The 25,449-nt window shown below is 37.9% G+C and carries 21 protein-coding genes and 1 pseudogene; 6 read left to right on the top strand and 16 right to left on the bottom strand.

The features are described from left to right. Positions 1 to 11 precede the first annotated feature (11 nt). Positions 12 to 2,993, top strand: a complete 2,982-nt coding sequence (locus tag BUA11_RS07670; protein ID WP_072760168.1) for a fibronectin type III domain-containing protein — start codon at positions 12 to 14, stop codon at positions 2,991 to 2,993. A 61-nt stretch (positions 2,994 to 3,054) separates the two neighbouring features. Here BUA11_RS07670 and fliP read toward each other — a convergent pair whose 3' ends face one another. The 10 genes from fliP to BUA11_RS07620 form a co-directional block, all read right to left on the bottom strand. Beyond that, positions 3,055 to 3,810: a flagellar type III secretion system pore protein FliP gene (gene fliP / locus BUA11_RS07665; RefSeq protein ID WP_072760166.1), complete on the bottom strand. Its 756-nt coding sequence runs from the start codon at positions 3,808 to 3,810 to the stop codon at positions 3,055 to 3,057. Continuing rightward, positions 3,807 to 4,055, bottom strand: coding sequence for a flagellar biosynthetic protein FliO (locus BUA11_RS07660; protein WP_245789629.1), 249 nt, complete (start codon positions 4,053 to 4,055; stop codon positions 3,807 to 3,809). Before BUA11_RS07660 ends, fliP begins: the two co-directional genes overlap by 4 nt. A gap of 108 nt (positions 4,056 to 4,163) precedes the next feature. After that, a complete protein-coding gene (gene cheY / locus BUA11_RS07655) occupies positions 4,164 to 4,523 on the bottom strand; it encodes a chemotaxis protein CheY (protein WP_072760164.1) in 360 nt (119 codons plus the stop codon). A 1-nt stretch (position 4,524) separates the two neighbouring features. Further along, positions 4,525 to 4,971, bottom strand: a complete 447-nt coding sequence (locus BUA11_RS07650) for a chemotaxis protein CheW (protein WP_072760162.1) — start codon at positions 4,969 to 4,971, stop codon at positions 4,525 to 4,527. Between the two features lie 18 nt (positions 4,972 to 4,989). Next, positions 4,990 to 7,008 (bottom strand): chemotaxis protein CheA, encoded by a 2,019-nt coding sequence (locus BUA11_RS07645; RefSeq protein ID WP_072760160.1) that lies wholly within the window; start codon positions 7,006 to 7,008, stop codon positions 4,990 to 4,992. A 25-nt stretch (positions 7,009 to 7,033) separates the two neighbouring features. Next, positions 7,034 to 8,440 (bottom strand): hypothetical protein, encoded by a 1,407-nt coding sequence (locus tag BUA11_RS07640; protein ID WP_072760158.1) that lies wholly within the window; start codon positions 8,438 to 8,440, stop codon positions 7,034 to 7,036. Beyond that, a complete protein-coding gene (locus BUA11_RS07635; RefSeq protein ID WP_084634410.1) occupies positions 8,437 to 9,249 on the bottom strand; it encodes a TlyA family RNA methyltransferase in 813 nt (270 codons plus the stop codon). The genes BUA11_RS07640 and BUA11_RS07635 overlap by 4 nt, the downstream gene beginning before the upstream one ends. Beyond that, on the bottom strand, positions 9,225 to 10,496 hold the full coding sequence (locus tag BUA11_RS07630) for a hypothetical protein (RefSeq protein WP_143145306.1): 1,272 nt from the start codon (positions 10,494 to 10,496) through the stop codon (positions 9,225 to 9,227). Before BUA11_RS07630 ends, BUA11_RS07635 begins: the two co-directional genes overlap by 25 nt. Then, complete coding sequence (gene truA, locus BUA11_RS07625; protein WP_072760155.1) at positions 10,391 to 11,131, bottom strand: tRNA pseudouridine(38-40) synthase TruA; 741 nt, start codon at positions 11,129 to 11,131, stop codon at positions 10,391 to 10,393. Before truA ends, BUA11_RS07630 begins: the two co-directional genes overlap by 106 nt. Then, the gene (locus BUA11_RS07620; protein ID WP_072760153.1) at positions 11,128 to 12,777 is read right to left on the bottom strand and encodes a sensor domain-containing diguanylate cyclase; all 1,650 of its coding nucleotides are present in this window, start codon (positions 12,775 to 12,777) and stop codon (positions 11,128 to 11,130) included. The genes truA and BUA11_RS07620 overlap by 4 nt, the downstream gene beginning before the upstream one ends. Before the next feature lie 132 nt (positions 12,778 to 12,909). Between BUA11_RS07620 and BUA11_RS07615 the strand changes: the two genes are divergently transcribed. Then, positions 12,910 to 14,073, top strand: a complete 1,164-nt coding sequence (locus tag BUA11_RS07615; protein ID WP_072760151.1) for a type III PLP-dependent enzyme — start codon at positions 12,910 to 12,912, stop codon at positions 14,071 to 14,073. Between the two features lie 59 nt (positions 14,074 to 14,132). Here the strand turns inward: BUA11_RS07615 and BUA11_RS07610 are convergent, their stop codons facing one another. The 6 genes from BUA11_RS07610 to rd all read right to left on the bottom strand — a co-directional run bounded on the left by BUA11_RS07610 (position 14,133) and on the right by rd (position 21,821). Then, positions 14,133 to 15,488, bottom strand: coding sequence for an MFS transporter (locus BUA11_RS07610; protein ID WP_072760149.1), 1,356 nt, complete (start codon positions 15,486 to 15,488; stop codon positions 14,133 to 14,135). Continuing rightward, positions 15,485 to 16,900 carry an RtcB family protein gene (locus tag BUA11_RS07605; RefSeq protein WP_072760147.1) on the bottom strand — a complete coding sequence of 472 codons (1,416 nt, stop codon included), beginning with the start codon at positions 16,898 to 16,900 and terminating at the stop codon, positions 15,485 to 15,487. The genes BUA11_RS07610 and BUA11_RS07605 overlap by 4 nt, the downstream gene beginning before the upstream one ends. Before the next feature lie 76 nt (positions 16,901 to 16,976). Then, the gene (locus BUA11_RS07600) at positions 16,977 to 18,695 is read right to left on the bottom strand and encodes a proline--tRNA ligase (protein ID WP_072760145.1); all 1,719 of its coding nucleotides are present in this window, start codon (positions 18,693 to 18,695) and stop codon (positions 16,977 to 16,979) included. After that, positions 18,692 to 20,113, bottom strand: coding sequence for a cysteine--tRNA ligase (cysS, locus tag BUA11_RS07595; RefSeq protein ID WP_072760143.1), 1,422 nt, complete (start codon positions 20,111 to 20,113; stop codon positions 18,692 to 18,694). The genes BUA11_RS07600 and cysS overlap by 4 nt, the downstream gene beginning before the upstream one ends. 30 nt (positions 20,114 to 20,143) lie before the next feature. Next, positions 20,144 to 21,547, bottom strand: a complete 1,404-nt coding sequence (gene gltX / locus BUA11_RS07590) for a glutamate--tRNA ligase (protein ID WP_072760141.1) — start codon at positions 21,545 to 21,547, stop codon at positions 20,144 to 20,146. A 115-nt stretch (positions 21,548 to 21,662) separates the two neighbouring features. Beyond that, the gene (gene rd, locus BUA11_RS07585) at positions 21,663 to 21,821 is read right to left on the bottom strand and encodes a rubredoxin (RefSeq protein ID WP_072760139.1); all 159 of its coding nucleotides are present in this window, start codon (positions 21,819 to 21,821) and stop codon (positions 21,663 to 21,665) included. A 146-nt stretch (positions 21,822 to 21,967) separates the two neighbouring features. Here rd and BUA11_RS07580 point away from each other — a divergent pair, with 146 nt between their 5' ends. The 4 genes and pseudogenes from BUA11_RS07580 to BUA11_RS07565 all read left to right on the top strand — a co-directional run. Beyond that, the gene (locus tag BUA11_RS07580) at positions 21,968 to 22,606 is read left to right on the top strand and encodes an MBL fold metallo-hydrolase (protein WP_072760137.1); all 639 of its coding nucleotides are present in this window, start codon (positions 21,968 to 21,970) and stop codon (positions 22,604 to 22,606) included. Between the two features lie 5 nt (positions 22,607 to 22,611). Then, the gene (locus BUA11_RS07575; protein ID WP_072760135.1) at positions 22,612 to 24,066 is read left to right on the top strand and encodes a glycogen synthase; all 1,455 of its coding nucleotides are present in this window, start codon (positions 22,612 to 22,614) and stop codon (positions 24,064 to 24,066) included. Between the two features lie 42 nt (positions 24,067 to 24,108). Next, positions 24,109 to 25,131: a galactose-1-phosphate uridylyltransferase gene (galT, locus tag BUA11_RS07570; RefSeq protein WP_072760133.1), complete on the top strand. Its 1,023-nt coding sequence runs from the start codon at positions 24,109 to 24,111 to the stop codon at positions 25,129 to 25,131. A 92-nt stretch (positions 25,132 to 25,223) separates the two neighbouring features. After that, positions 25,224 to 25,449: pseudogene (locus tag BUA11_RS07565) on the top strand (IS110 family transposase); the annotation flags it as partial.

Below are 25,449 nucleotides of genomic sequence, written 5' to 3'. Positions count from 1 at the left end.
GGGGGATATCTATGAGAGATTCTAAGCTTTTGAAAATTCTTCTCTTTCTATTTGTCTTATTATTAGCATCCTGTACGTATTCACCAAAACCAGAATTTGCCAGTATTAGTTATGATGGTAGAACGTATACTGAGTTTACGACTCCAATCGAGGTAGTTCGTTCAAAACAAATAACAGTAAATATGAAAACGCAAGGAACTTATGCGTACTCATATAAACTTGACGGGATTTCTCTTGAAAGTGCTACAACAACTAATTTTATAACACTTAAGAATTACAACGCTAAGTTGAACCTTACAAAGGAATTTTTCATTAATCAACATGTTTTGACAATGACTGTGGCTGCGTCAGGAAGAAGTGCTACACTGGAAGTTCCAATAAAAATTCAAAATCAAAAGCCTGTAATTGAAATAAAGAAAAAAAGTGATACAGAGATTTCTATATCTATTGTTGAACCAGATGGTGACCAAATTAAATTCAAAAATGTGAAGTTGTACAAAGATGGCAAAGAAGTCGGTAATGTTGCCGAGGGAATAATAAGCGTTACCGGATTTACGCAGGGTGTGTATAGAATAGTGGCGCAAGCTACTGATGAATTTGACGAAGTTTCTCAAACGGAATATTCATTTGAGATTCAGGGAAGTGGTGGCATCCAAGAAGAAAACACACCTCCTAAAATTACAATTTTACAGCCATTCATGAATGAGATAACACCATCAAGCCTTATATTGAGATTCCAGGGTAAGGACGAAAATGCTGGAGATGTTTTAACTTACGATGTTGCTGTTGCGGAATACGGAAGCTCTGAAGAAATTCTTAAACTACAGAACACAAAATCAACAGAAATTATCGTTCCAAACTTGAAAAATAGTACAACATACGTTGCTACTGTAACGGCTTACGATACTGCGAGAGCTTCAGCAACTGACTGGGTTATTTTTACGACAAACTTAAGAGAAAGATATCTATACTCACTGGGTAGGGATTTTTCGGGAAAGGGAATGATAGCAATTTTGAAAGCAACGACTTTAGATTCCTTAAATACCGTTGGAAGTTTTGTTTATGATTCTGAGATAACTGATTTTGATGTTGTTGAAGATTACATTTATGCTATCAGTGGAAAGAAATTAATTGTTGTTAATGCTCGTGATAAATCAGAACCAGTCAATAGCAATGAAATTTCTTTTGATTCTAATCTTTCCGTTATTAGGGTTTACAAGAATTATGCAGTAGTGGGGGTTGGTTATGATAAGATTGAAGTTCTTAATCTAACGGTTCCCTCCTCACCAACATATGACAGTTATAAATTTGGCGAAAAAATATTTTCATACAAGCTACCCATTCTGAAAACGCAAATAGAATCAACTAACAGCTTAAAGATGAAGAACTCTATTGACATAACTCAAGGAAGGATAAACGATATAGTCTTGTTCGCAGACAAGGCATACATAGCTGCAGATTTAGGTGGAATATTCGAGTTGGATTTGAGTTCAATTCCAAATTTGACAATCAGAGACATCAAGAATGTTATACCTGGTGACTATAGTACTTTGGATATAGGTATTTTTGACGGAAAGTATACTTTGGCATATGGCTCAGGATATACGGTTGGAATAGTAAATATTCCAATATTATCTTCCTCGGTTGTAACTCCTGTGAATTTTGATTTTGATACACCTGTCAGGAAGGTTAAAATTCATGATGAGAAGATGTACATTTTAACAATGGACAAATTCTACGTATGGGATGGTTCTACTGTACGTTTGATTAAGTATATGCCAAGCAGCAACCTCAGGGATTTTTACTTTTCACAGGGTTATTGTTTTGTATTTGATGAATCAAAGGGACTGTGGACATTCAGATTAGAAGGAGGAAGTTACAAGCTTCATGAACCGAATAAGGTTTACCGTTCAGTTATCCATCAGTACCATAATAAATTCATCTTTTTAATTGGTGATGGATTTGTTCATGATGGTATTGATAGTGAAGGGCTATATGTCGTTGATGTTAGAGAACCAAAAAATCCAGTTGTTCGCGATAAGATAATTGGTAATTTTTCAAAACTGAAAATTAATCCATATGTATCGAATCCAACTGTAGGCGTTCTAAGTAATAAAACAATAACTCTTTATTCATTTAGTATGAGTACGCTCAATTTTTCCACTCTTACGTCTCTTGATCTAAGTTCATATGCAAAAGTATATGATTTTGTGGTAGATGCCAACAATAATGTGTATGTTCTTGCAAATAATGGGACGAACAATATAGTTGCACGGTATATGCATGGTATTTCACCATCATTGGACAAAACTATAACTCTTCCAAATACAATAGATCAGGATATACCATACTTTTCTGGAATTACGGAATTTGTTGAACCATATTCAATAGAACTTGTAATAGACACTCTTTCAAAGAGCAAAGATGTTATTTCTGTCTTAGTTGCTCTCGGAAGCGCGGGAAGTATGAGGCTATCAGCCGACCTGAGTGAACAAAAAACAATACTAACAAGGTACTACTTAGTTACAGAGTCACAAAGCGGGGGTTATACTTTGAAAAAGTATAACCCAGGGAATGATTTAAAAATAATTTCAGATAAATATTTCGACAGGCTGTTCGTGGCAGATGGTGAGTACAATGGGGTATGGATTTTGGATAAAAACGGCGTAAATCTTATAGGTGGCTCTGAAGATAATTTGACATCAACCCCGCTGTTTGAAAGTGCGCCAGCAAGAGATATCACTTGGTATGCCGACAAGATTTTTGTAGCATGTGGTAGTTACGGTTACAAGATAATCGACGTTTTCTCAAAGAGCGTCATCGCAGATGTAAGGTTTTCAGGCATGACGTATGCCTTTAGTGTTAGTTCTGATGGTAAGTACCTTTATGCATCAACTGATAATGGCTTGATAATATACGATATATCTGTTATTAGTAATCCTCAACCACTCTTTACTCTTAACATGCCTATGATGAAAGTCTTAGGTAGATGATGTGGATACGAAGAACAAAAAGGGGACATACGTCCCCTTTTCTTTTTATTCGAGCGCTTTTCTAACCAGCAAAACTCTTTACCAAGCTAACTATTACAGATTCCCACCCATTAGCAAGGACAAATACTAATATCTTGAAAGGTAGAGAGACTAAAACCGGTGGAATCATTATCATACCTAAGGAAAGCAAAATACTTGCTACAACCATGTCTATGATTATGAAAGGTATGTAGATTAAAATTCCCATTTTGAAACCGATTTCTATTTCACCCAAAATGAATGCTGAAGTCAATAGCGAATCAGACGCATCCTCTACTCTATCCACGTTTTGATTCAAAGCTCGTGAAAGTACAAAAACATTGTCTTCGTTGTGATGGTTGACAAGTTCTTTAATCATAAATGTTCTTACAATGCCCATAGTCCTTGAGAAGAATTCTTGATATGTTATCTTTCCGTCCATATAAGGTTGAAGCGCAGAATTGTTTATATCGTTCCACACAGGTTGCATGATAAAAAATGTTAAAATCAATGCTAAACCAATAAGAACCTGGTTTGGTGGAACTTGACGAGTTCCGAGTGCGTTTCTGACAAAAGAAAATACAATTATTATCCTTGTAAATGAAGTAAACAGCATCAAAATACTGGGTGCTAACGTAAGAACAGTTAGCACCAAAAGTATTTCCAAAGTAGCGACTAAGTCTCTTGGTGATTGATTGGGATTGACTTGAATACTTATTCCAGGTAATGGAACTTCATCCTGAGGAAAGGACGATGTAAAAAGAAGGATTAAGAAGAATATTGTAAGGAACTTTTTCATTTCTTACCACCAACGAGTTTACTAAGAATATCCTCAAAACTTTTTCCGGATTCTAACTTTTCTATCTCTCCTTCATCTATCATGTCTAGTTTTTTCAGTACCTGTGCGTAGTTTGGACTGACTAATATCACGTAATATTCTTTCAGTATTCTTACCAAAACCAAGTATGTTGTTCGGTCTATGTAGATTTTGCTTAGTACTTTAGCAAAACGCCCCCCAACAGTTGTGGGGAGCTTCCTTCTCAAGAACCAATATGTGAATACCAAAACCAAGATTATTAGAATAAGTCCTATAAAGAAACTTATTAAATTCTCGATTTCTTATCTCTCCTCGAATTCAAAATTTCAAAGATATTATTTCAAGACTTTTTGAACAGCTTCTATTACCCTTGCTGCTTGGAAAGGTTTAACTATGAAATCTTTTGCACCAGCTTGTATTGCTTCTATAACCATTGCTTGTTGACCCATAGCACTACACACTATCACTGTCGCGTTCGGATCAATTTTCTTAATTTCTTTTATTGCATCGATTCCGTTCATTTCGGGCATTGTAATATCCATAGTTACTACATCTGGTTTTAGTTCTTTGTATTTCTCAACCGCTTCGATGCCATTAGCAGCCTCTCCCACAACTTCATGTCCTGATTTTGTAAGTATATCTTTGAGCATCATCCTCATGAAAGCTGCATCATCAACAACTAAAACACGTGCCATCTTATGCCACCTCCGAACCTATAATCTCTTTTAATATTTCTTCCAGGTTAAGATAAACTATCAATCTCATATCTTTCTTTATAAGACCTTTCGCTTTTTTGCCGTATGTATTCATTTTTCCTAAATTTGTCTCAAGTTCATTGCTACTGGTTCTAAGAACGCCTATAACCTCGTCAACCATTAGTCCGAATTCAACATCCTCAATTTTTACGATTATGATCTTTTTATAGTTACTTTCTGCATTGCTCGACAATAACAATGGCAAGCTTATTACCGGGACTATCTTTCCTCTAAGGTTAATCACACCTTCTATTACTTTTCTTGCTCTTGGTACTGGTGTTATTTCTGTTTTTTCTATTACAATTTCCACCATTTCAACGTCAATTGCCATTTCCTGATTGAGAGCTTTGAAAACAAGCACTTCGAATTCCATGATCTTATCGCTCATTTCTGTCACCTCTCTTTTCTAAATATTTTCAACAATATTTGCTACGTCTAATATTAGTGCGATACTACCATCACCGAGTGTGGCACCGCCACTGAATATTCTGACGTCGCTGAATATCTTTCCAAGTGATTTAATAACTATATCCTCTTGTCCTATTAATGTATCAACTGTAAGACCGTACTTCCTCGTACCTGACTTTACGACAACAACGTTCATTTCCTTGGGTGTTTCTTCGTGTTTCATTTCAAACACGTGCCACAGTTTAATCAAAGGTATAACCTCACCGCGTATGACTATAACTTCTTCGTTTTGAACCACTTTTATGTCTTCAGAACTTATAATTAACGTGCTGTCAATTATCGATATAGGAATGGCATAGACGTATTCATTTACTTTGACAAGCAACGCCTGGATGATAGCAAGTGTTAAAGGTAATCTTATAGTTACCTTCGTACCTTTTCCTATTTTACTCTCAATTGAGATCGAGCCATTTAGCGAATCCACAGTGTTTTTTACAACATCCATCCCTACTCCTCGGCCAGAAAGTTCACTCACTTGTTCCTTGGTTGAGAATCCGGGTAGGAATATAAAGTCAAATATCTTCTCATCAGGCATTCCTGCGGCCTTTTCTTCAGTTATTAATCCTCTTTCAACAGCTTTTTTAAGTATCTTTTCTCTACTCATTCCTCTTCCATCGTCTTCAACTTCTATAACTACGTTGTTTCCTTCATGGCGAGCAGATAGTTTTACCGTGCCGATCGGTGGTTTTCCAAGGGCTATTCTTTCTTCTTTCGTTTCGATTCCATGGTCTATAGCGTTTCTTATGAGATGTACTAATGGATCACCTATAACTTCCACGAAAGTTCTGTCGAGTTCTGTCTCTTCACCTTCCATGACAAAATTTATCTCTTTGTTCAACGATCTTGACAGATCTCTTACCATTCTTGGGAATCTGTTAAACACAAATTCGATAGGAACCATTCTGACCTTCATAACGACGTTTTGCAAGTCCAAAGTAATCCTGCTAAGCTGTGCCAAGGATTCATCGACTTCTTTGATATTGTATTTCTTGAGTATATCTGCAATTCGACTTCGCGCTATCACAAGTTCTCCCATTAAGTTCATGAGAGTATCAAGTTTTTCAGTATCTACCCTCACAGTCTGTGTTACTTTGACTTTTTTCTGCTCTTTTGTTTGTTCTTCGGTTACTCTCTCATCTTTTTTACCAGTTTGCTCAGACTTCGCTGCCACCTGCTTAAGTGGCTTAACAACTACATTCTTGACTTCGGAGACGTTCATAAGCTTTTCATAGATTTTTTCTTGCGGTACATTACCAACACCAATCAGTTCAACAGATAGGTCAAACTTCTCATTTTCTATATCCTCCACAGAAGGAATTGAGTGGATTATTTCTACGCCAAGTTCTTCCAGCGAGTGGAAAACCATGTACATTCTGGCAGATTTTAGCTGGGTCCCTTCTTGAAGCGTAACAACAATATGATATGCAGGTATATTTTTCTTCGCTGCTTCTTCAAGTACGTCCTTCACTACTTCTTGCGCGAATGTATCTGCTACATCTTTTGACTCCATAACTTTTTCTTCTTCACGCACATTCTTTTCTGCCTTTTGAACTTCCTTAGAAACTGTTTCGCCTTTGGCTATCCTTTCGAAGATTTCAACAAGTCCGTTGATATCTTCGCTTATATTGTCTGTGCCACTGCTCATAATTTCTGCAATCATCTTTTCAATCATATCAAGACCAGCGAATAAGAAATCAAGCTCATTGCTTGATATTTCTACCTTTCCTCCACGCACAGCCTCAAGATAGTTTTCCATTCTGTGACACAGTTTGGCAAGTTTCTCAAATCCCATGGTTCCGGCCATGCCCTTTAGTGTGTGAAGTGCCCGAAAAGCTCTATTGATTTGTTCCATGTCTGATGGATTTTTTTCTAACTCGAGAAGCGAGTCATTTAGAAGCTGAATATATTCTTTTGATTCATCGATAAAAACACTCAGATATTCATTGTATTCACCCATATGAGTATCCCTCCTTTTTCGGGCTTTAGGATATTACTATCTTATAATAACTAAAATACCCTGAGTTATATTTCCACATAAGCAACTTGGATGGTACATTAAACCCTATTGTCGACTTAATTATATCACTAATATCGATAAAAAGTTTAAATTCGTATGCTGAAATTTTAGAAAAATCAAAATAAGTCGGAACATCTTTAAATCTCGTGCGAGTTTTGTCGTACAGCTCGTACTTAGATCTTTCCAAAGTTCCAATAAAAACTCTGTTCGAAATACTGTAAATATAAAGCTTTATATTACCCTGAAGGTTCAGGATCCATTCTTGTTTTTGGCTGTCATAGATACCTCCTATTTTTGATACACTTGTTTCAAGGTTTTTGCCTGTGTAATTATCAAAGATAAACAGGAAATCTCCAGTATCTATGCGCCCAACAGTGTGCACGTTCGTTGAAGATTTTGAAAGAGTCGATGCAAAATATAGAAATCTGTTCATATCACTTGATGTACCTTGAAACCATTGGTTGATAGAATTGATTACTTCGTCTGTATTACCAGCTGGTGTTGACAAGTAGTAGTTCCAAGCAAATGGAATGTTCCCAAGATTTTCGGTTACCTTTTTGCTAACTGCCTCTTTCTTGTTTTTTTGTTCAAAAGTCGCGTAAAAACTACCTGCGGATACTGTAGAATAGAAAAGAATATACTCCGAATCTTCAGCATCTATCTGGGATACACCTGGTAAATTCAACTTGATTACATTCGGTTTTGCATATCCACTTATAAAGAATGTTCCTGACCTTAATCGGTCAAATACTTTCGTTATCTTTGATAACTGCATTTCCTGGGTTTTTGAGGTCTTCAAAGCAAGCTCCAAAGTGGTTTTACTTCCAGCTATTATGAAATATTTTCCAGTAAATCCACAATATAAAGAGTCTCCAAGTATGTATTGATTATTTCCAAGAGTCTTGTAGCTAACAGATAGTAAGAACGACAAAGCCTTTACAAATTGCGCTGGACTGTTTGTTTGGAAAGCTAAGAAACTATTTGTAGCAATTGACTTAACGAAATCAAAGTAAAAATTCAAGTCGAACGATATTATCTCGGTAAAGTTTATTTCTGCACCCTTGGAAGCAAAGATAATATCTTTAGAGATAGCGTCTTGCACTACCGATGGTAACACACCTGTCTTGTACCGCATGTCTTCCAAAATCCTCATGAATGCATCTTCAAATCCGAGACCCTTTCTTCCAAATATAAACGAGAAGAAAGGGACTTTTTTGATCTCATCGTACCAGGAACCTGCTTGAGATATTCTTAACACAAAGTCATAATCTTTGTGTACTAAGTCCAATATGTCGTTATCGGCGAACGATAATGTAATGAATGAAAATGTAATCAAAAGTATTATGATTCTTCTGGCGTATGCTGTGATCATTTGTGGTGTTCCTCCCAGGCGTTGTTAACAACCTTCATTATATTCTGTTTAATCGTTTCAGGTTCAGAATACGCTTCTCCATAATATCTGACTACAAGGAAGAATTCTATATTCCCATCTCCTCCAAGAATCTTTGAATACGTTAAATAATCTGGGATAAATTCTTCATGAATAAATTCATCGAGAAGATTTTCCAAGATCGTTACATGGAGTTCTCTCTTCCTTACCACTCCAGAGTGCTTGTGCCCAACTTCAAACTGTGGTTTTATTAAAATTATAGCATGCCCGTTCGAATTTAAAAGACTTTTAATTGGTTTAAGTAACTTGGTTACAGAGATGAAAGACACATCTACAGTTACTACGTCCACCTTTTCCCCAATATCTTCAAAGTGCAGTTCTCTCGCATTTTTTTCGATCTTGCATACTCTTGGATCCGTGGCTACTTTTGGATGTAATTGTTTTGTGTTAACATCCACAGCATATACTTTCTTGACACCATGTTGGAGCAAAAAGTCAACAAATCCGCCCGTTGAACTACCTATGTCACACGCGATCCTGTCTTTTAATTCTATGTTATATTCGTTAAATAATCCTTCAAGTTTATATCCAGCTCGACTAACATATTTAAGCTCTTTCAATAGATAGATTGAGTCGTCTTTTTTTATTAATTTTGACGGGTCGGTACATACTTTACCGTTTACTACAACATTGCCCGTCTCGATGATCTGACGTGCTTTTGTCCTGCTCTCTGCGAAGCCTTTGTGCAGTAATGCTATATCGAGTCTCACTCTTTCAGAAATACTTCCCATGTTCCCACATCCGTAAGAATTCTTAGTTTGTCGTTCAAAACATAAATGAAGATTAGTTCATTGCCTAAGAAAGTCTTTCCAAGAAATACGCCGAAACCAGTATTTTGTAAGCTACTTATGCTCGGATAAAAGAAATGTGCTTCACTTTCTTCGATATGGTGTTGATCTACCTTCTCCAAAGAGGTTTCTCTTACATGATAGCATAAGTTTTGACTACATAGAAATACGTCGCTTCCGTGTTTAGAAAACTTGAAAGCTCCTTCAACACCACCCAGATGGTTGACTTTTCTGGTTTTTAAGTTCACTGAATAAACATTTCCAGAAATATCGAGTACATAAAATCTGTCTTCATTGAGTAAGAAATCCAACGGAGTGTTCGATACTTTTAGTCTCCAACTCAATGTCGTGTCGGTAATGCTTCCGTCTGAATACAAGATTATTTTATTCCAGCCAAAGACAGGAACGGATTGATTATAACTATACTTTTTAGTTCCCAATGATATTGTATAAGACTTTGTCATCAAAAAATTAGTTGATAATAGAATCGGGATTTCTTCCACCTGAATTTGCCTGCTGTTTGTAGTTGTCAGAACACCACTTCGGTAAGTGCTACCATCAATAGTTATATAGTGTTCGTAAAAATTCAGCTTGTCTTCAACCACTATTATTGGGATCTTTCCGTACGACGACACATATAATATCTCAGAATTAGGTATAAAAACAATTGTTTTCAAGTCTTCTGCTTTCTCTCGATGAATATCAACATTAAAAATGGATTTCAGTATCGCACTTGCATTCTCTACAAAAATTTCTTTTGGAAGCACGTAAGATTTTTCACCAAAATTTAGTGCTATCTCATCAACGTTCTCGGTTACCTCAAGCACCCCAAGGTATTTTACATTAGTAGAACTTGCATCTTCTTGCTCAAATAAGTATTCAGTAGTTGTACTTTCAAAATTTATTGAATAATCCGGTGCTATACCAAATTTTACGAGATTTGTAGATACTAAGGTTCTAATTTGAACTGAAATATTCCTTGATTTAATACCTACACGTGGAAGCGAGTACCACTTTTCAATCATTTCTTTGGATTGTTCATTTAAAATTCTGTCTGGCAAATATATGCCGAGAAAATTGAAAGCTAAAATAACACTTTGTATAAGAACAATCCATGCGCAGGTGCCAATCCAGCGGATTTTGATCGATCTTTCGATTCTAACACCTCCAGAATATGTTCTGGTTTCCATTGATTTGTTCCTACTTTTATTAAATTAGCCACTAAACTTCTAACCATGCCTCTTAAATACGAGATTCCTTCGACTCTTATCAGTATAAGATCTTTTTTTAAACGTAGTATACGCAAAGCACTGATGGTTCGGATAGGATTTGTATCATCTTCTCCCCTCTTGCTGAACGCTGTAAAATCATGCTCTCCAACTAAGTAAGTAGCAGCTTCACGCATAGCCTCTACATTCAATTTATATGGAAACCACCAAGTATATCGTCTTAAAAATATGTCGTTACTTTTGGAATTCAAAATGAAATAGTGGTATATCCTCTTTTTCGCTTCGTACCTTGGGTTAAAATTCTCATGTACAAACCAAGCTTTCTTCACATAGATATCTCTTGGTAAGTTTGCATTGATGGCGTTTCTAATATCTAGTTCACTAAGTCTTTCTGAAGGGATATCGAACGATGCTACTTGACCGCTTGCATGTACCCCTGTGTCAGTTCTACCGGCTGCATATGTTTGAATTGAAGTCTTGAAAACACGTTCGAGTGCCTTTTCCAATTCGCCCTGAACTGTTCTCACATCGTTTTGTCTTTGATAGCCAAAGAAATCTGTCCCATCGTACGAAAATTCTATCGCAACGCGTTTCATATATTTACTATCCTTCCTCCACCAGATTTTTTTCCAGCAATTAGTGCGGTCCTGATTTTGGACAATATACCATTTAAGTCAGTTGCATCAGCTGGGTACTTTACAATGGCTCCCGTGAACGTTATACCGGGGTATCTTTCCTTAACACTTTCGACAACCTTTTCTGCAACGAGCATTCCGTCTGACTTGCTTTTCGTCCAAAGGAGTACCATAAATTCGTCACCAAGATGAGAATAAACGCCGAATGTTTTCACCTCTTGCTCTAATGTATGTTGTACATGTCTGATGAGTTCATCTCCAAATCTAAAACCCTTTTCCAGATTGATTTTTTCGAAACTATCGATATCAAGGTAAACCAAAGTAAATGATCTATTTGACATTATAGCCTTTGATATTTCCTCCATCAAAGAAGATAAACTTATCTCTTTACCGTAAGGGCTTGTAAAAAGAATACTGTAATGGCTATCTTTCAGTATCTGCAATATCTGCCAGGCAAAAAATTTTGCCAATTCAACTTCTCTTTTTGTTGGTCTAAGTTTGTTGGAAGGTTTATCAAAGCTTATATAACCTATGATCCTGTTACTGTATACTATAGGAACTAAAAATAAATCGTCGGGATCCCATGCGTTTTCTGCATCGAGTTTGGCATAATCTAAAGGTTTAAATGTATATTCTTCATCAAGCGCTAAGCTTCCCTTAGGTATGAAGAAAGCACCTCCTATATCAAACCGGCTCTGCATTAAGAGAATTGTGTCTTTTATGTCTGGTTGCTTTTGCTTTATAATAGCAAAATCCTCGTCTGTAATACCATACTTAGATATTCTTACTACCTTTCCAGTCCTATTGTCGAAAAGACTCATTAAAGAGACGGAAAATCCTGTCATTTTGCAAGTTACTTCTAACAGCTTTGACAATATAGTATCTACATCCTCTGTTCCAAAGCTCTCAAGTATCTTGGGCATCTTAAGTAGATTTTCTGTTTCCCTTGATATCTGTTCCTTCTCATATTGTAATTCCTGATACCACACCTGAGCGTTCACAGTGTAATACAGCTGGATCAAAAAACCAGCATAGAGCAGCAATGTGAAAGATAAATTTGTGAATTTTGATTCTAAAAAGAGGTACGCGGTTGTAAGTATTGCCGAACTATAAATGCCAAGTAAGAACACAACGGCTGTAACCCGAAAAAACTTTTTCACAGAGACCTTTGCAAATGACTTTACATAAATTACTGTAAGAATCGAGTTTAAAGAAAAATAAGATATTGAAAATAACGGTATCCTATAATAATCCGTCGATGATAACTTAAAAAGGAATGTAGCTAAACCATATTGCGCTAATTCAAAAGAGCTTCTCAGTACAAAACTTTTTAAATTGATTTTCCTTTGTACAAGAATTGAACCAATAGATAAAAGGGCTGTGGTTTCAGGTGATAAAAACAGAAGCAAAAAAAGCGCAGCGAATGCCTTCATATTAAATATCACACCGGCAATCGGTATCTGCACATACTGGGCAAAAACCATTATTAAGAAACCGAGTATCAAAAGTCTTAAATCATAGCTTACAATCAAAGGTCTCGAAAGAAAAAAGAACAAACCTCCTATAAGAAATAACGAAATAACAAAAAAGAGTTCTTTTTTAGACACATCCTTCCCCCCAATGTTACGTTATATGAATTGTAACATAATACCACAATATTTTAAACTCATGTTTATGTATATTTTGGCATATATATTCTATCATAAGTTCGATAATTTATACAAGGAGGGACAAAAGAGATGGAAAAACTCAGAACAATAGCAAGCAATTACGGAACACCAGTCTTAGTAATGGATTTAGAAGTAGTTAGACAGAACTACTTAAACTTAGTGGAGAATATTAAGAACTGTAAAGTATATTACGCAGTAAAAGCGAATTCTCACGTTGAGATTCTGAAACTTCTAAGGGATTTAGGTAGTTATTTCGACGTTGCATCAAGAGGCGAGATTGAAAAACTTCTATCACTTGGAGTTGAACCCTATAGAATGAGCTTTGGAAATACAATAAAGAAAACAGAAGATATAAAGTTCGCTTATGAAAATGGAATTAGGATGTTCGCTGTAGATGCCGAAATGGAGATAGAGAAAATTGCAGCTGTTGCACCGGGATCGAATATTTACGTGAGAATCAGCACAAATGGAATGGAAGACGACGCCGATTGGCCATTAACAAGGAAATTTGGTACAAGCGTAAGCCATGCCATTGAACTTGTTAAATATGCAAAGGAAAATGGCTTAAATCCTATCGGTTTGAGTTTCCACGTTGGTTCGCAAAACTACAACCCAGAAAACTGGCGCACGGCTATTAGGGAAGCGGCGATCGTTTTTGAGGAAGCAAAAGAGTTTGGTGTGAAGATGACAATGATAAATACTGGTGGTGGAATGCCAGTCAAGTACGTAAGAAGTATTCCGGCGGTGAAAGATATTGCAAAGGTTATAAACGAGGCAGTTGAAGAGTATCTTGGAGATAATATAACAGTAATAGTTGAGCCTGGAAGATCGATGGTTGGAAATGCGGGTATAATGATTACAAGAGTTATACTCAGAAGCCAAAAAAGTGAGGAAAAATGGCTTTATCTTGACGCAGGTGTATTCCATGGCTTGACAGAAACTATTCAAAACATCAGATACAGAATAACAGTTGATGGCAAAGAAGACGAGGAATTGGAAACATTTGTTTTAGCAGGTCCGACATGTGATAGTGTTGATGTTATGTACTATGACGCTCAGTTGCCGAAAAGCACCACAATAGATGATCTTGTTTACTTCCATGCGACAGGCGCATACACTTCAGAATATGCCACAAACTTCAACGGTATTCCTTCACCAAAGATAGTTTTTGAGAATGGAGTAATCTCAGAAGTGGAACAATATGCTGAATCAGTGAAGGTTGAAAAGGAATAAAAACAGTAATAAGAAATATCAAAAAAGCTGGGATCAATCCCAGCTTTTGTTTTGTCCATTCACCACCATCTGTTGACCCTTTTCCTTCCAATAACAACCTCTGATCTTGTTCCTTCATGTATCCTTATTGCTTGGCGTCCTGAGAGAATCGATATAGCGTTCATGAACAAAGTTGAAGGTGTGACATACTTTTTAGTCGTTATCTTTGCAAAGAGTGGTATAGTTAGATATCTGAGTATACTTTCAATGATAAAGAATATCTGTAGTCCGAAAATATGAAACTCTCCAATGTAAAAATCAAAATGGTTGAACATTCTCGCAATAGGCCCACCAATCATTGACCCAAGCATACCACCTAATCCACCAAGTGCCGAGAAAACAGCAAAGTACATCGGTGAGCTAGTCGAAGCTGTTTCCATCGGTAAAGTGATAATTGAAAGGTTAACAGCAGCCCATCCAACCCCAGACAGTATAGCATCGAGCGTAAGAGCCAATATCCAATCACGTTCATTCATCAAAATCCAAATCGCTGGTGTCATGGATACTATTGCCAAACCAGTTATAAGCACACTTTTGTGCCCGAACTCATCTGCAAGTTTGCCCCATAGCGTATAAAATAACATAGAGAGCAGGGAAGCCGTTATAGATGTGTAGCTTATATATGTCATTGGTAATTTTAAATTATTTAATTGGTGGTATGGAAAAAATGGTGCTGCCATGAGTACAACAAAATTCCAAAAAAAGTATGCCTTTGAGAGCTTGATAAAGTTCTTGTCTGAAAGCACTATCTTTAGATCGTTGAATGTACCTGCCCGTTTTGACCTCTTTTCTTCGATAGGTGCTATCGCCATCAGAGATATAATGGTAGTTATTTCTGTCGCTAGTATTATTAACAAGAAACTGTAAGGTTTCTTTACTGAGTCGTTTATTAAAGAGAAAGAGTAAAACGTTAGTAAAGTCATAAATGAGACAAAGAAATTTCTCAAACCAAGGTACTTACCTCTTCTCTCGGGACTTATTGTATCGTAAACAATGCTTATCCAGACGTTACCAGCAAGAGCGGCGAATATCTGACTTATCGCGAAAACGGTTATGAATATTTCCGGGGGCTTATGCTCTGCGAAAAGATAGGGTATCAGTATGAGCCAGAGAAATCTACCCGAGTTAAAAAAACCAAGAAGGATTTTCTTGCTTGGAATCCTTTCTATTATTGATGGTGCAAAAATTTGGAATATCTGAAACGCCATCGGGAATGAGGCTGCTAATCCAAGTGATACTTCATTCAGACCGAAGTATATTGCAATTGCTGTAAATATAGCTGTCTGCGTTAAGACTATATAAGGAGTCGAAAATACCCCTTCAACTGTTAAGTAAAACTCATTCTTGTCTTTGTGAAATCTCAGAAAATTTCTCATCCCTTCATCACTCCGAGTGGGATGCATTTTGCCACTTTGAGTGATATTCCAAGTTCATCGACTATCTGAACAACTTTATCGACGTCTTTGTAAGCTTCGGGAGCTTCCTCAACGATACCTTTTTTAGATTTTGCCATTATTTTTATGCCTTTGGATTTGAGCTCGTTAAGGACTCTCTCGGTTGAAAGTTCCCTTGTTGCTTCTCTCCTTCCAAGGGCTCTACCCGCACCATGTGCTGTTGACCCAAATGTCATCTCTTCGGCCTTTTTTGTACCGACAAGCAAGTATGAAGCTGTCCCCATACTTCCAGGTATTATGACTGGCTGGCCAGTTCTTTTGAAGATTTCCGGGAGTACGTCATTGCCAGGTCCAAAAGCTCTCGTCGCTCCTTTTCTATGTACAACCAGTTTTCTCTTTTTTCCATCTACAACATGCTCTTCAACTTTAGCGATGTTGTGTGCTATGTCATATATAACCCTTACATTTACTCCTAAGACAGTTTTGAAAACCTTCCTGATAAGATGTGTTATTATCTGCCTATTTGCAAAAGCGTAATTCGCTGCACAATTCATCGCACTGTAGTATTTCTGTCCCCAATCACTTTTAAATGGTGCGTTTATTAATTGCTTATCAGGGAGATTTTTGTTGTGTTCTTTTAAGTTGTCCCTCATCAGCTTTATGTAGTCCGTTGCTATTTGATGTCCAAATCCTCTGCTCCCTGTGTGGATCAGTACAGTTATCATTCCCTTTTCTACTCCTAATATCTTTGCTACCTCTTCATCGTAAACTTCCGCAACTTCCTGAACCTCTAAGAAATGATTCCCGGCTCCAAGTGTTCCGAGCTCGTCTTTACCCCTTTCAAAAGCTTCTTCGCTGACGTTTGAAAAGTCGCACTCTCTTATACAGCCAAAGTCCTCAATTCTTTCCAAATCATCTTGGTAGCCGTAACCTAATTCGATAACCTTCTTAGCACCTTTTTCGACAATTTCCTTAAATTCCTTTCTTGAAAATTTCTTCTCGCTTCTCTCTCCAACCCCCACAGGAATTGCTTCATACAACCGTTGAATAATCACTTCTAAATTATCTTTTACCAGATTACTATGTCCTTCAACTACAAGCATTCTGACACCGCAATTTATATCAAATCCGACTCCACCAGGACTTATAACACCGTCTTCTATATCAAAGGCAGCTACTCCACCTATTGGGAAACCGTATCCCCAATGTATATCTGGCATCGCTAAGGCGTAATGAACAATCCCTGGTAAAGTGGCAACGTTCTTAATTTGTTCTACAGCGTCTTCATCTATCGTCTCATAGTCAGAAAGAACAACAGCATCCACCTTCATGCTTCCCGTTTTTCTAATTCGGTAGATGTATTTACTTTCCTTTTCAATATTCGAAAGTGCCATAAAAAACACCTCCTTTCTGGTGCATTAAAAAAACCACCCTAAGCCTTGAAACGCTAAGGGTGGTGAGCTCTCAAAACTAATACCTTTCGTGCGGACTGTATTCTTCTTTTGATTTCTGTAAGACCTCGTATATTTTCTCCAAGTCGGCTTCGACTCTCAATTGTTTCCCAGTTCTCCGTTTAATTTCTACGAAGCCCTCATTTAATGCCTTACCTATAGTCATTCTGAATGGTATACCTATTAGATCAGCATCGCTGAATTTTACGCCAGGAGAGACATTTCTGTCATCGAAGAGAACCTCTTCGCCTTTTTCTGACAAGAATTTGTACACTTTTTCTGCAAAACTCATCAAATTCTCGTTACTGCTCACTGGTGTAATTACAACGGTAAACGGTGCAACAGATAGCGGCCATATGATACCTTTTTCGTCGTAAAGTTGTTCAACGATCGCACCCATCGTTCGTGATATACCCCAACCATAGCAACCCATGATGAATGGTTTGAGCTGCCCATCTCTATCCATGTATTTTGTTCCCATAGCTTCTGAATACTTTGTGCCAAGCTTGAATATATGCCCAAGCTCGATACCCTTTTTCATGTTCATGGGCTTTCCACAATGTGGGCACGGGTCACCTGCTGTCGTGACAACCAAGTCTGTCCATTCACTTGGCACAAAATCTCGCCCAACGTTTACATTCACGAAGTGGTAATCTTTCTCCATTCCACCAACAACAAAGTTTTTCATGCCTTTTACTTGATTATCCGCTATTATCTTTATACCCTTGACTCCAACGGGTCCTAAAAATCCGATAGGAACTCCAAAATCTCTATATATATCGTCAGGTGTTGCAAATGTTAATGATTGGTCATTAATGAAAGCTTTAAGTTTTTCTTCGTTTAGTTCCCTATCGCCAGGTACTAATGCCATGAAATAGCCATTTCGCCCTTTGTAGATTAACGTTTTAACGATTTTTCTTACCGGAACACCAAGAAAATCAGCAACATCTTGTGCTGTTTTTACGTTTGGAGTGTAGACTTTTTCAATGGTCTTTTCATCTTCATTGTCGTACACGATATCACCAACATATGGTACTCTCTCGTCATTACCGGCGTAACCGCACTCACAATAGAGTATATTGCTTTCCCCTGTGTCGGCAAAAGCCACGAATTCGTGACTTTCGCTACCGCCTATCGCACCGGACGACGCTTCAACAACGGCATATTTCAGACCTATGCGCTCCATGATGTTTGAATAAGCTCTTCTATGAGCTTGATAAGTCTCATCCAAAGACTCCCAGCTGTCGTGGAAACTGTAGCCATCTTTCATTATAAATTCCCTTGCGCGCAGGACTCCGAACCTTGGACGGATTTCATCTCTGTATTTATTTGCCATCTGGTAAAGTGTTATTGGAAGCTGTCTATAGCTATTCAATTCGTTTTGAACGAGGAAAGTGACGAGTTCTTCGTGAGTTGGTCCCAATGTAAAATCTCGTCCATGGCGGTCTTTCAACTTCATCATCTCAGGACCGTAATCTTCCCACCTGCCCGATTGTTTCCACAGTTCAGCAGGTTGAATTATTGGCATCAAAATCTCATTTGCACCTATTTTGTTCATTTCTTCCCTAACTATGTTTTCAATCTTTAAAAGAACTCTTCTACCCAGTGGTAGGTAAGTGTAAACACCTGCGGCTATTTTTCTTATGAACCCAGCTCTGATGAGTAATTCTTGGCTTGGAACTTCGGAATCTGCCGGGGCTTCTTTCAAAGTTGGCGCGTAAAACTGCGTATATCTCATTTTTCTCCCTCCACTATCTCATATTTCGTTCCTTCTGGTGTGTCGAGTAACTTCACACCTGCTTCTAACAGTGTATTTCTCACCTTGTCGGCTAAATCGTATTGCTTTTGTTTTCTGAATTCAGTTCTCAGATCTATAACCTTTTGAATTACATTGTCGACTATGTCTGATGAAATCTCAGTTGTGACAATTTCTGCGTCAAATATCCCCAATACAGGTCCGAAAACACGCTTAATCAAGTGATACATTTTAAGGGCCCTCTGATCATCTCCACTGTCCATAGCTTTGTTCAATTCTTTTGACACGTCGAAGATTATCGAAAGTGCTATTGGTGTATTAAAGTCGTCAGAGAGGGCTTCAACAAACTTGTCTATGTATTCTTTCATTTCAGTATCTTCTTTTGGAACCAACGGGTACTTGTATTTTTCTGTAAACCTCTTCAAAGTATTATGAACTCTCGTTGCGGCTTTCATGTTATCGCTCAAGATTTCATCTGAGAATTCCATAGGTGACCTGTAGTGTTTGGACAGAAGGAAAATTTTGACGCCATCTTTACCGTATTTTCTAACGGCTTCTCTAACCATGAATGTATTTCCCAGAGATTTGCTCATCTTGTCCCCACGCACGATGATCATTCCGTTGTGCATCCAGTATTTTGCAGGTGGCTTACCGGTCAAAGCCTCACCCTGTGCTATCTCATCTTCGTGGTGCGGAAAGATTAAGTCCTCACCGCCACCATGGATATCGAACATATCACCGAGGAGCTTTTGAGACATTACTGAACATTCAATGTGCCATCCTGGTCTTCCTGCACACCATGGACTTTCCCACTTTGGCTCGCCGGGCTTGGCCGATTTCCACAAAACGAAATCAAGAGGGTCTTTCTTTGCATCGCTTATATCCACACGTGCCCCGGCACGTAAATCGTCCGGATTTTTCCCTGATAATTTACCGTAGCCTGGCAATTTCCTAACGCTAAAATATACATCACCATTCTCAACAGGATATGCGTATCCATTTTCAATAATTCTCTTAACAGCCTCTACTATATCTTCAACAAAATCGGTTGTCCTGGGATGATAGTTTGCCGCCCTTACACCAAGTAAATGCGCATCGTGGAAATATTCTGCAATAAATGTATCTGCAACTGTTTTCCAGTCAACTCCCCATTCATTAGCCTCGTTAATTATCTTGTCGTCGATGTCTGTAAAATTCTGAACCATTATCACCTTATAACCAACAAATTCGAGAAACCTCCTAAATGCATCAAAAACAACCATTGGACGGGCATTTCCAATGTGTATGTAGTTGTACACGGTAGGTCCACAGACGTACATCTTAACTATTCCTGGCTCGATTGTTTCAAGCGGTACTTTATTCTTTGTTAGCGTGTCCGTTATATGTACCTTATGGCTCATTCCACTCACGCTCCAAATGTTATTTCTTTATCACTTACTTAGGAATTGCTCTATCCTTGCAAGCACTTCTTCTTTGCCGAGTATCTCCAATATATCAATTAGCTCAGGACCTTCGTGTTTTCCAGTGAGTACAAGTCTTAGCGTCATGTAGAAATCTTTACCTTTAAGCTTTGCACCTTTCATCACATTTTTAAACGCTGCATATATACTTTCCTTGTTCCAATTTTCTATGTTCTTCAATTCGTTTAACAAGTTTTCGTACGTTTCATGCGCTTCTGGTGTTTTCTCTGGCAAATTTTCTGGTCTTTTGAAGAAGAACTCTGTCAGTTCTGGCAATTGCGAAAGTTCTTCTATTCTGTCCTTAACTGCTGGGATTATCTTTTCCAAGTAGCTTTCATCAATATCTTTACTCATGAATTCTTTCGCTAACAACACGATTTCCCTAACCGGTTTCATCCTTATGTGTTCTGAATTCATCCAGCGCAATTTCTCTGGGTTGAAAATTGCCGGATTCTTTACTAATCTTTCCAATGAGAAACTTTCTACTAATTCTTGCTTTGTCAAGATTTCCTTTCCTTCTGGGTGTGACCATCCAAGCAATGCTAAGAAGTTCACCAATGATTCTGGTAAGTAGCCTCTCGACTTAAATTCTTCTACAGAAGTTGCACCATGCCTCTTACTCAGTTTACTTCCATCAGGACCGAGTATCATTGAGACATGTCCAAAAACAGGTGTATCCCAACCGAATGCTTCGTAGAGTGCAACTTGCTTAACTGTATTTGAAAGGTGGTCATCACCACGCAAAACATGAGTTATCTTCATCAGTCCATCATCGATAACACAAGCGTAATTGTATGTTGGCATGCCATTGCTTCTAAGGAGTGCGAAGTCACCAACGCTACCAGCTTTAAAAACGACCTCACCTTTTACAACATCGTTTATTATGTAATCCTTTCTCGGCATTGAGAAGTAAATTGCAGGTCTTAATCCTTTTTCTTCGTACTCTCTTTTTCTTTCTTCTGTGTTATAAGGTTCAAGCATCTCTCTTGTATAGTGAGGTGGCTTACCCTCTGCCAAAAGCTGCTCTCTCATGGCCTCTATTTCTTCAGGGTATGCATAGACTTCGTAAGCTTTTCCCTGCTTGACAAGCTCTTGTGCATATTTATGATAAAGTTCTGTGCGCTCACTCTGTCTGTATGGCCCATAATCACCACCGATGTCTGGTCCTTCGTCCCAATCGAGTCCCAACCATTTCAACGCACTTATCAGTTGTTCCTCGAAGACTTTTTCGGATCTTTCGATGTCCGTATCTTCTATCCTCAGTATAAACTTTCCGCCCATCTTTCTTGCAAACAAGTAATTGAATAAAGCCGTTCTTGCCCCACCTACGTGTAAATAACCTGTTGGGCTTGGAGCAAACCTAACTCTTACCATAATATAATCAACTCCTTCTCAAATATTTCAATAATATTATTTATGGATAAATCGGGGGGCATGCCCCCCGAATTGACTTTGTCTTTCTGAAATTAAATCTTGAATAGGTTTGAAATTATTCAAGAGGTTCGAACATATCCTTACTTACTCCGCAAACTGGGCATGTCCAATCGTCTGGAAGATTTTCAAACGGTGTGCCTGGATTGATGCCGGAATCTGGATCTCCAACTTCAGGATCATAAATGTAACCGCAAACAGTGCATCTGTACTTCATATTTCCACCTCCATTAGGTACTAAGGTACATTTATTATATCATATACTTTTAGACATTTTCAACAAGTTTCTTGAGAATCTACAAAGTGGTGTGGTATCATATAGAATATGGGTTGAATACACGATGTACAAGGAGGAATGAACGCATGAGAATACACATACTATCCTACGGTGGTAGCATAAGGGTGCCTAAAACAGTAGAAGTTGCTTACTCCACACCTGTACTATTAGAATACAACGAACGTAAGGTGCTTATCGACCCGGGAGACTATGTGTCTTTTCATTTCTTGGAAGAAGAATTTGAAAAAAGAAGCATCAAGCTCGAGGATATAACCGATATATTACTTACTCATTTGCACTTAGACCACGCATACGCTACACGTCTTTTTTCAAATGCTACAGTTTATATCCACCCAGCTTATAAGAATAAGCCTTACAGTAAATTTGGAATAATTAAAAGCAAATTGTATTTGGAAATAATTAATTCATGGAAGCGCGTAATTGAAATAGATGCTGGAAGTAAACTTTTCGATGGTAAGGTAACTGTCTTTCACACCCCTTGGCATGCAAAGGAACATCTGTCTTTTGTTATTGAAACTTACAATATGGGCCGTGTGCTTTACACGGGAGATATCGTAATGAATAAAGTAGAGTTTTATGATATAATAAGGTGGTTAAGAAAAGATGACTGTGCACGCTTCATAAACAAAATAGGCTCGAAGTGTGACTACATAGTATTTACTCATGATGAATTTATTAGAGCAAGTGATTATTTTAGGAGGTGAAAGAAATGAGGATAGCAATGGTGTCGTATGAAGTTTATCTGTTTGCAAAAGTTGGTGGTTTAGCTGACGTAGTTGGAGCGCTTCCGAAATATCTTGAAAGACAAGGCGTTACGGTTGATATCTACATGCCATATCACAAAAAGGTAGACGAAAATGCTGCGAAATTTGGTTATACCATCGAGAAACTCTCTGAAGGAATTGAACTTCCAGTACTATCAACAACTGAGAAATTTGATATATACAAAACAAAATTGCCAGGAACGAAAGATGTCAATGTCTTTCTTATAGCGAACGAATATTATTTCAGTGCAGATGAGGTATACGCTGGACCTGATTTGGCAGAGCAAGCGATATTTTTCTCTAACGCTGTTCTTGAAGCGGTAAAAAAGCTGAATTTCACTTACGATGTGGTTCATGTTAATGATTGGCAGACCGCTTTGATCCCAGTGTACATGAAAACTGTTTACAGAAACGATGATTTAATATCCAGAGCAGCTTCCATGATTACGATTCACAATTTAGGATACCAAGGAATTTATGAACCATCGTACATGAGATTTGCTGGGCTACCTGATTATCTCTTCAACATAGACGGTCTTGAATTTTATGGAAAAATGAACTTCCTTAAGGGCGGCATAATATTTTCAGACATTATCAACACTGTAAGCCCAACTTACGCCAGGGAAATACAAACTAAGGAGTACGGTGAAAAATTGGATGGCGTGCTGCGAATGAGATCCTCAGACTTATATGGTATTTTAAATGGTATAGATTACGAAGAGTACAACCCAGCAACAGACAAGCGAATTTACGTCAATTATGATTTAAATACCATAGAAAAGAAAAAGGAAAATAAAAGGATGCTTCAAAAAGAGCTCGGTCTTCCTGAAAGAGATGTACCTGTCATAGGTATGATAAACAGACTTGTAGTTCAGAAGGGTTTGGACATTATGGCTGAAATAATGGACTACGTGTCTTTGCTTGACATTCAGTTTGTTCTTCTCGGTACAGGAGATGAAGAATACGAAGAAATGTTTAAGAAACTTGGTGAAAAATATCCTGATAAGTATTCGATAAACTTGAAATTCGATGTGGTTCTTGCGCAAAAGATATACGCAGGTAGTGACATGTTCTTAATGCCATCGAGATATGAGCCTTGCGGTTTAGGGCAGATGTACAGCCTGAGATACGGCACAATACCTATCGTTAGGTACACTGGTGGACTTGCAGATACAGTGAAAGAATATGATCCGATTACGAAAGAAGGAACTGGATTTGGCTTTGAAGGCTTTGATCCAGCTCATCTGTTTGAAGCCATAGCGAAGGCCGTATACTTCTACAACGATAAGGAACACTGGGGTACTCTGATAAGGAACGCAATGTCTACAGATTTAACCTGGGACAGTTCGGCAAAGGAATATGTAAAACTCTACCAACGTGCGAAATCTAAAGTTCAGTAAAACCAATAGAATGCAAGAAATGAAAACTTGGGAGGAATTCATATGCCAGAATACCGAAAAGATCCCGTGGTAAAAAGATGGGTCATCATCTCAACGGAACGAGCTAAAAGACCGCATGATTTTCAGGTGCAGCCAGAAGAAGTTAAAGTTGCGTTCTGTCCTTTCGACTACGGTAATGAGCATACAACACCGCCAGAAATTTTGGCTTTCAGGCCAGCTGATACCCAACCAAACACGCCAGGCTGGTGGGTACGAGTTGTGTCAAACAAATTTCCAGCTGTTGATCCAGAGTTACCAGTAGATAGGTACGGTCATGGAATGTACGATGCTATGACCGGTTTTGGATACCACGAAGTTATCGTTGAAACTCCAGATCATGAATCAACATTTGCTCTGTATGATTACAAGCAAGCTGAGGAAGTAGTCTGGGCATACGTAACAAGGTTCAGAACGATGGCAAAAGATGAACGAGTCAAATATATTCTCGTCTTCAGAAATCACGGAAAGGAAGGCGGGGCATCTTTGGCACACCCGCACAGCCAAATTATTGCAACGCCGGTTGTTCCAAAGACTGTCCAAGAGGAACTTGACGGTGCCAAGGATTACTATTCGTACAAAGAGAGATGTGTCTTCTGCGATATGATAAACCAAGAAAAGATAGAAAACAGAAGATTGATCGAAGAAAACGAACACTTCATAGCTTTTGAACCTTACGCAGCTCGGTTTCCATTTGAAACGTGGGTTCTTCCAAAGAGGCATTCACATGATTTTGGCAGCATAACTGAAGATGAGGTAAGATCTTTTGCAAGGATAATGAAGGACGTTCTTCACAGAATTTATGTTGTTCTCAACAATCCGCCATACAATTTCTTAATACATACAGCACCAGTTTTTGAGGAAGGCAAGACTTACTATCACTGGCATGTTGAGATCATTCCACGCTTAACACGTGTAGCAGGTTTCGAATGGGGTTCTGGATTTTATATCAACCCAGTACCGCCTGAAGACGCTGCAAGGTACTTGACTGAGAATTACCAAGAAGCTTTAGAAAAACAATCTAAATAAGCATTCCTGTAAGGAAAAATAGATTTTGAAAAAAGTATCGCCTCCTGATAATATATAATTACCCCATCACACTAAAATCAGGAGGCGATACCATGGAACAAAAGTATGTTAATCCAAAAGTTTCAAGAATTTCTCAAGACACTCTAATTGTCGGTATTGATGTTGCTAAAAGAAATCATTGGGTTAGGATGACTGATTATCGTGGAATTGATTTGATTAGCCCTTTCAAGATTAATAATACCATAGATGGTATTAAAATGTTAGAGGAAAAAATAAGAATTATTAAGCAAAAGGAAGGGTTAAACAACGTAATCTTAG

This window comes from Fervidobacterium gondwanense DSM 13020, assembly GCF_900143265.1.
Classification (GTDB): Bacteria; Thermotogota; Thermotogae; order Thermotogales; family Fervidobacteriaceae; genus Fervidobacterium; species Fervidobacterium gondwanense.
The sequence above is the reverse complement of the archived record's forward strand: the minus strand, read 5'-3'. Positions and strand labels throughout refer to the sequence as shown.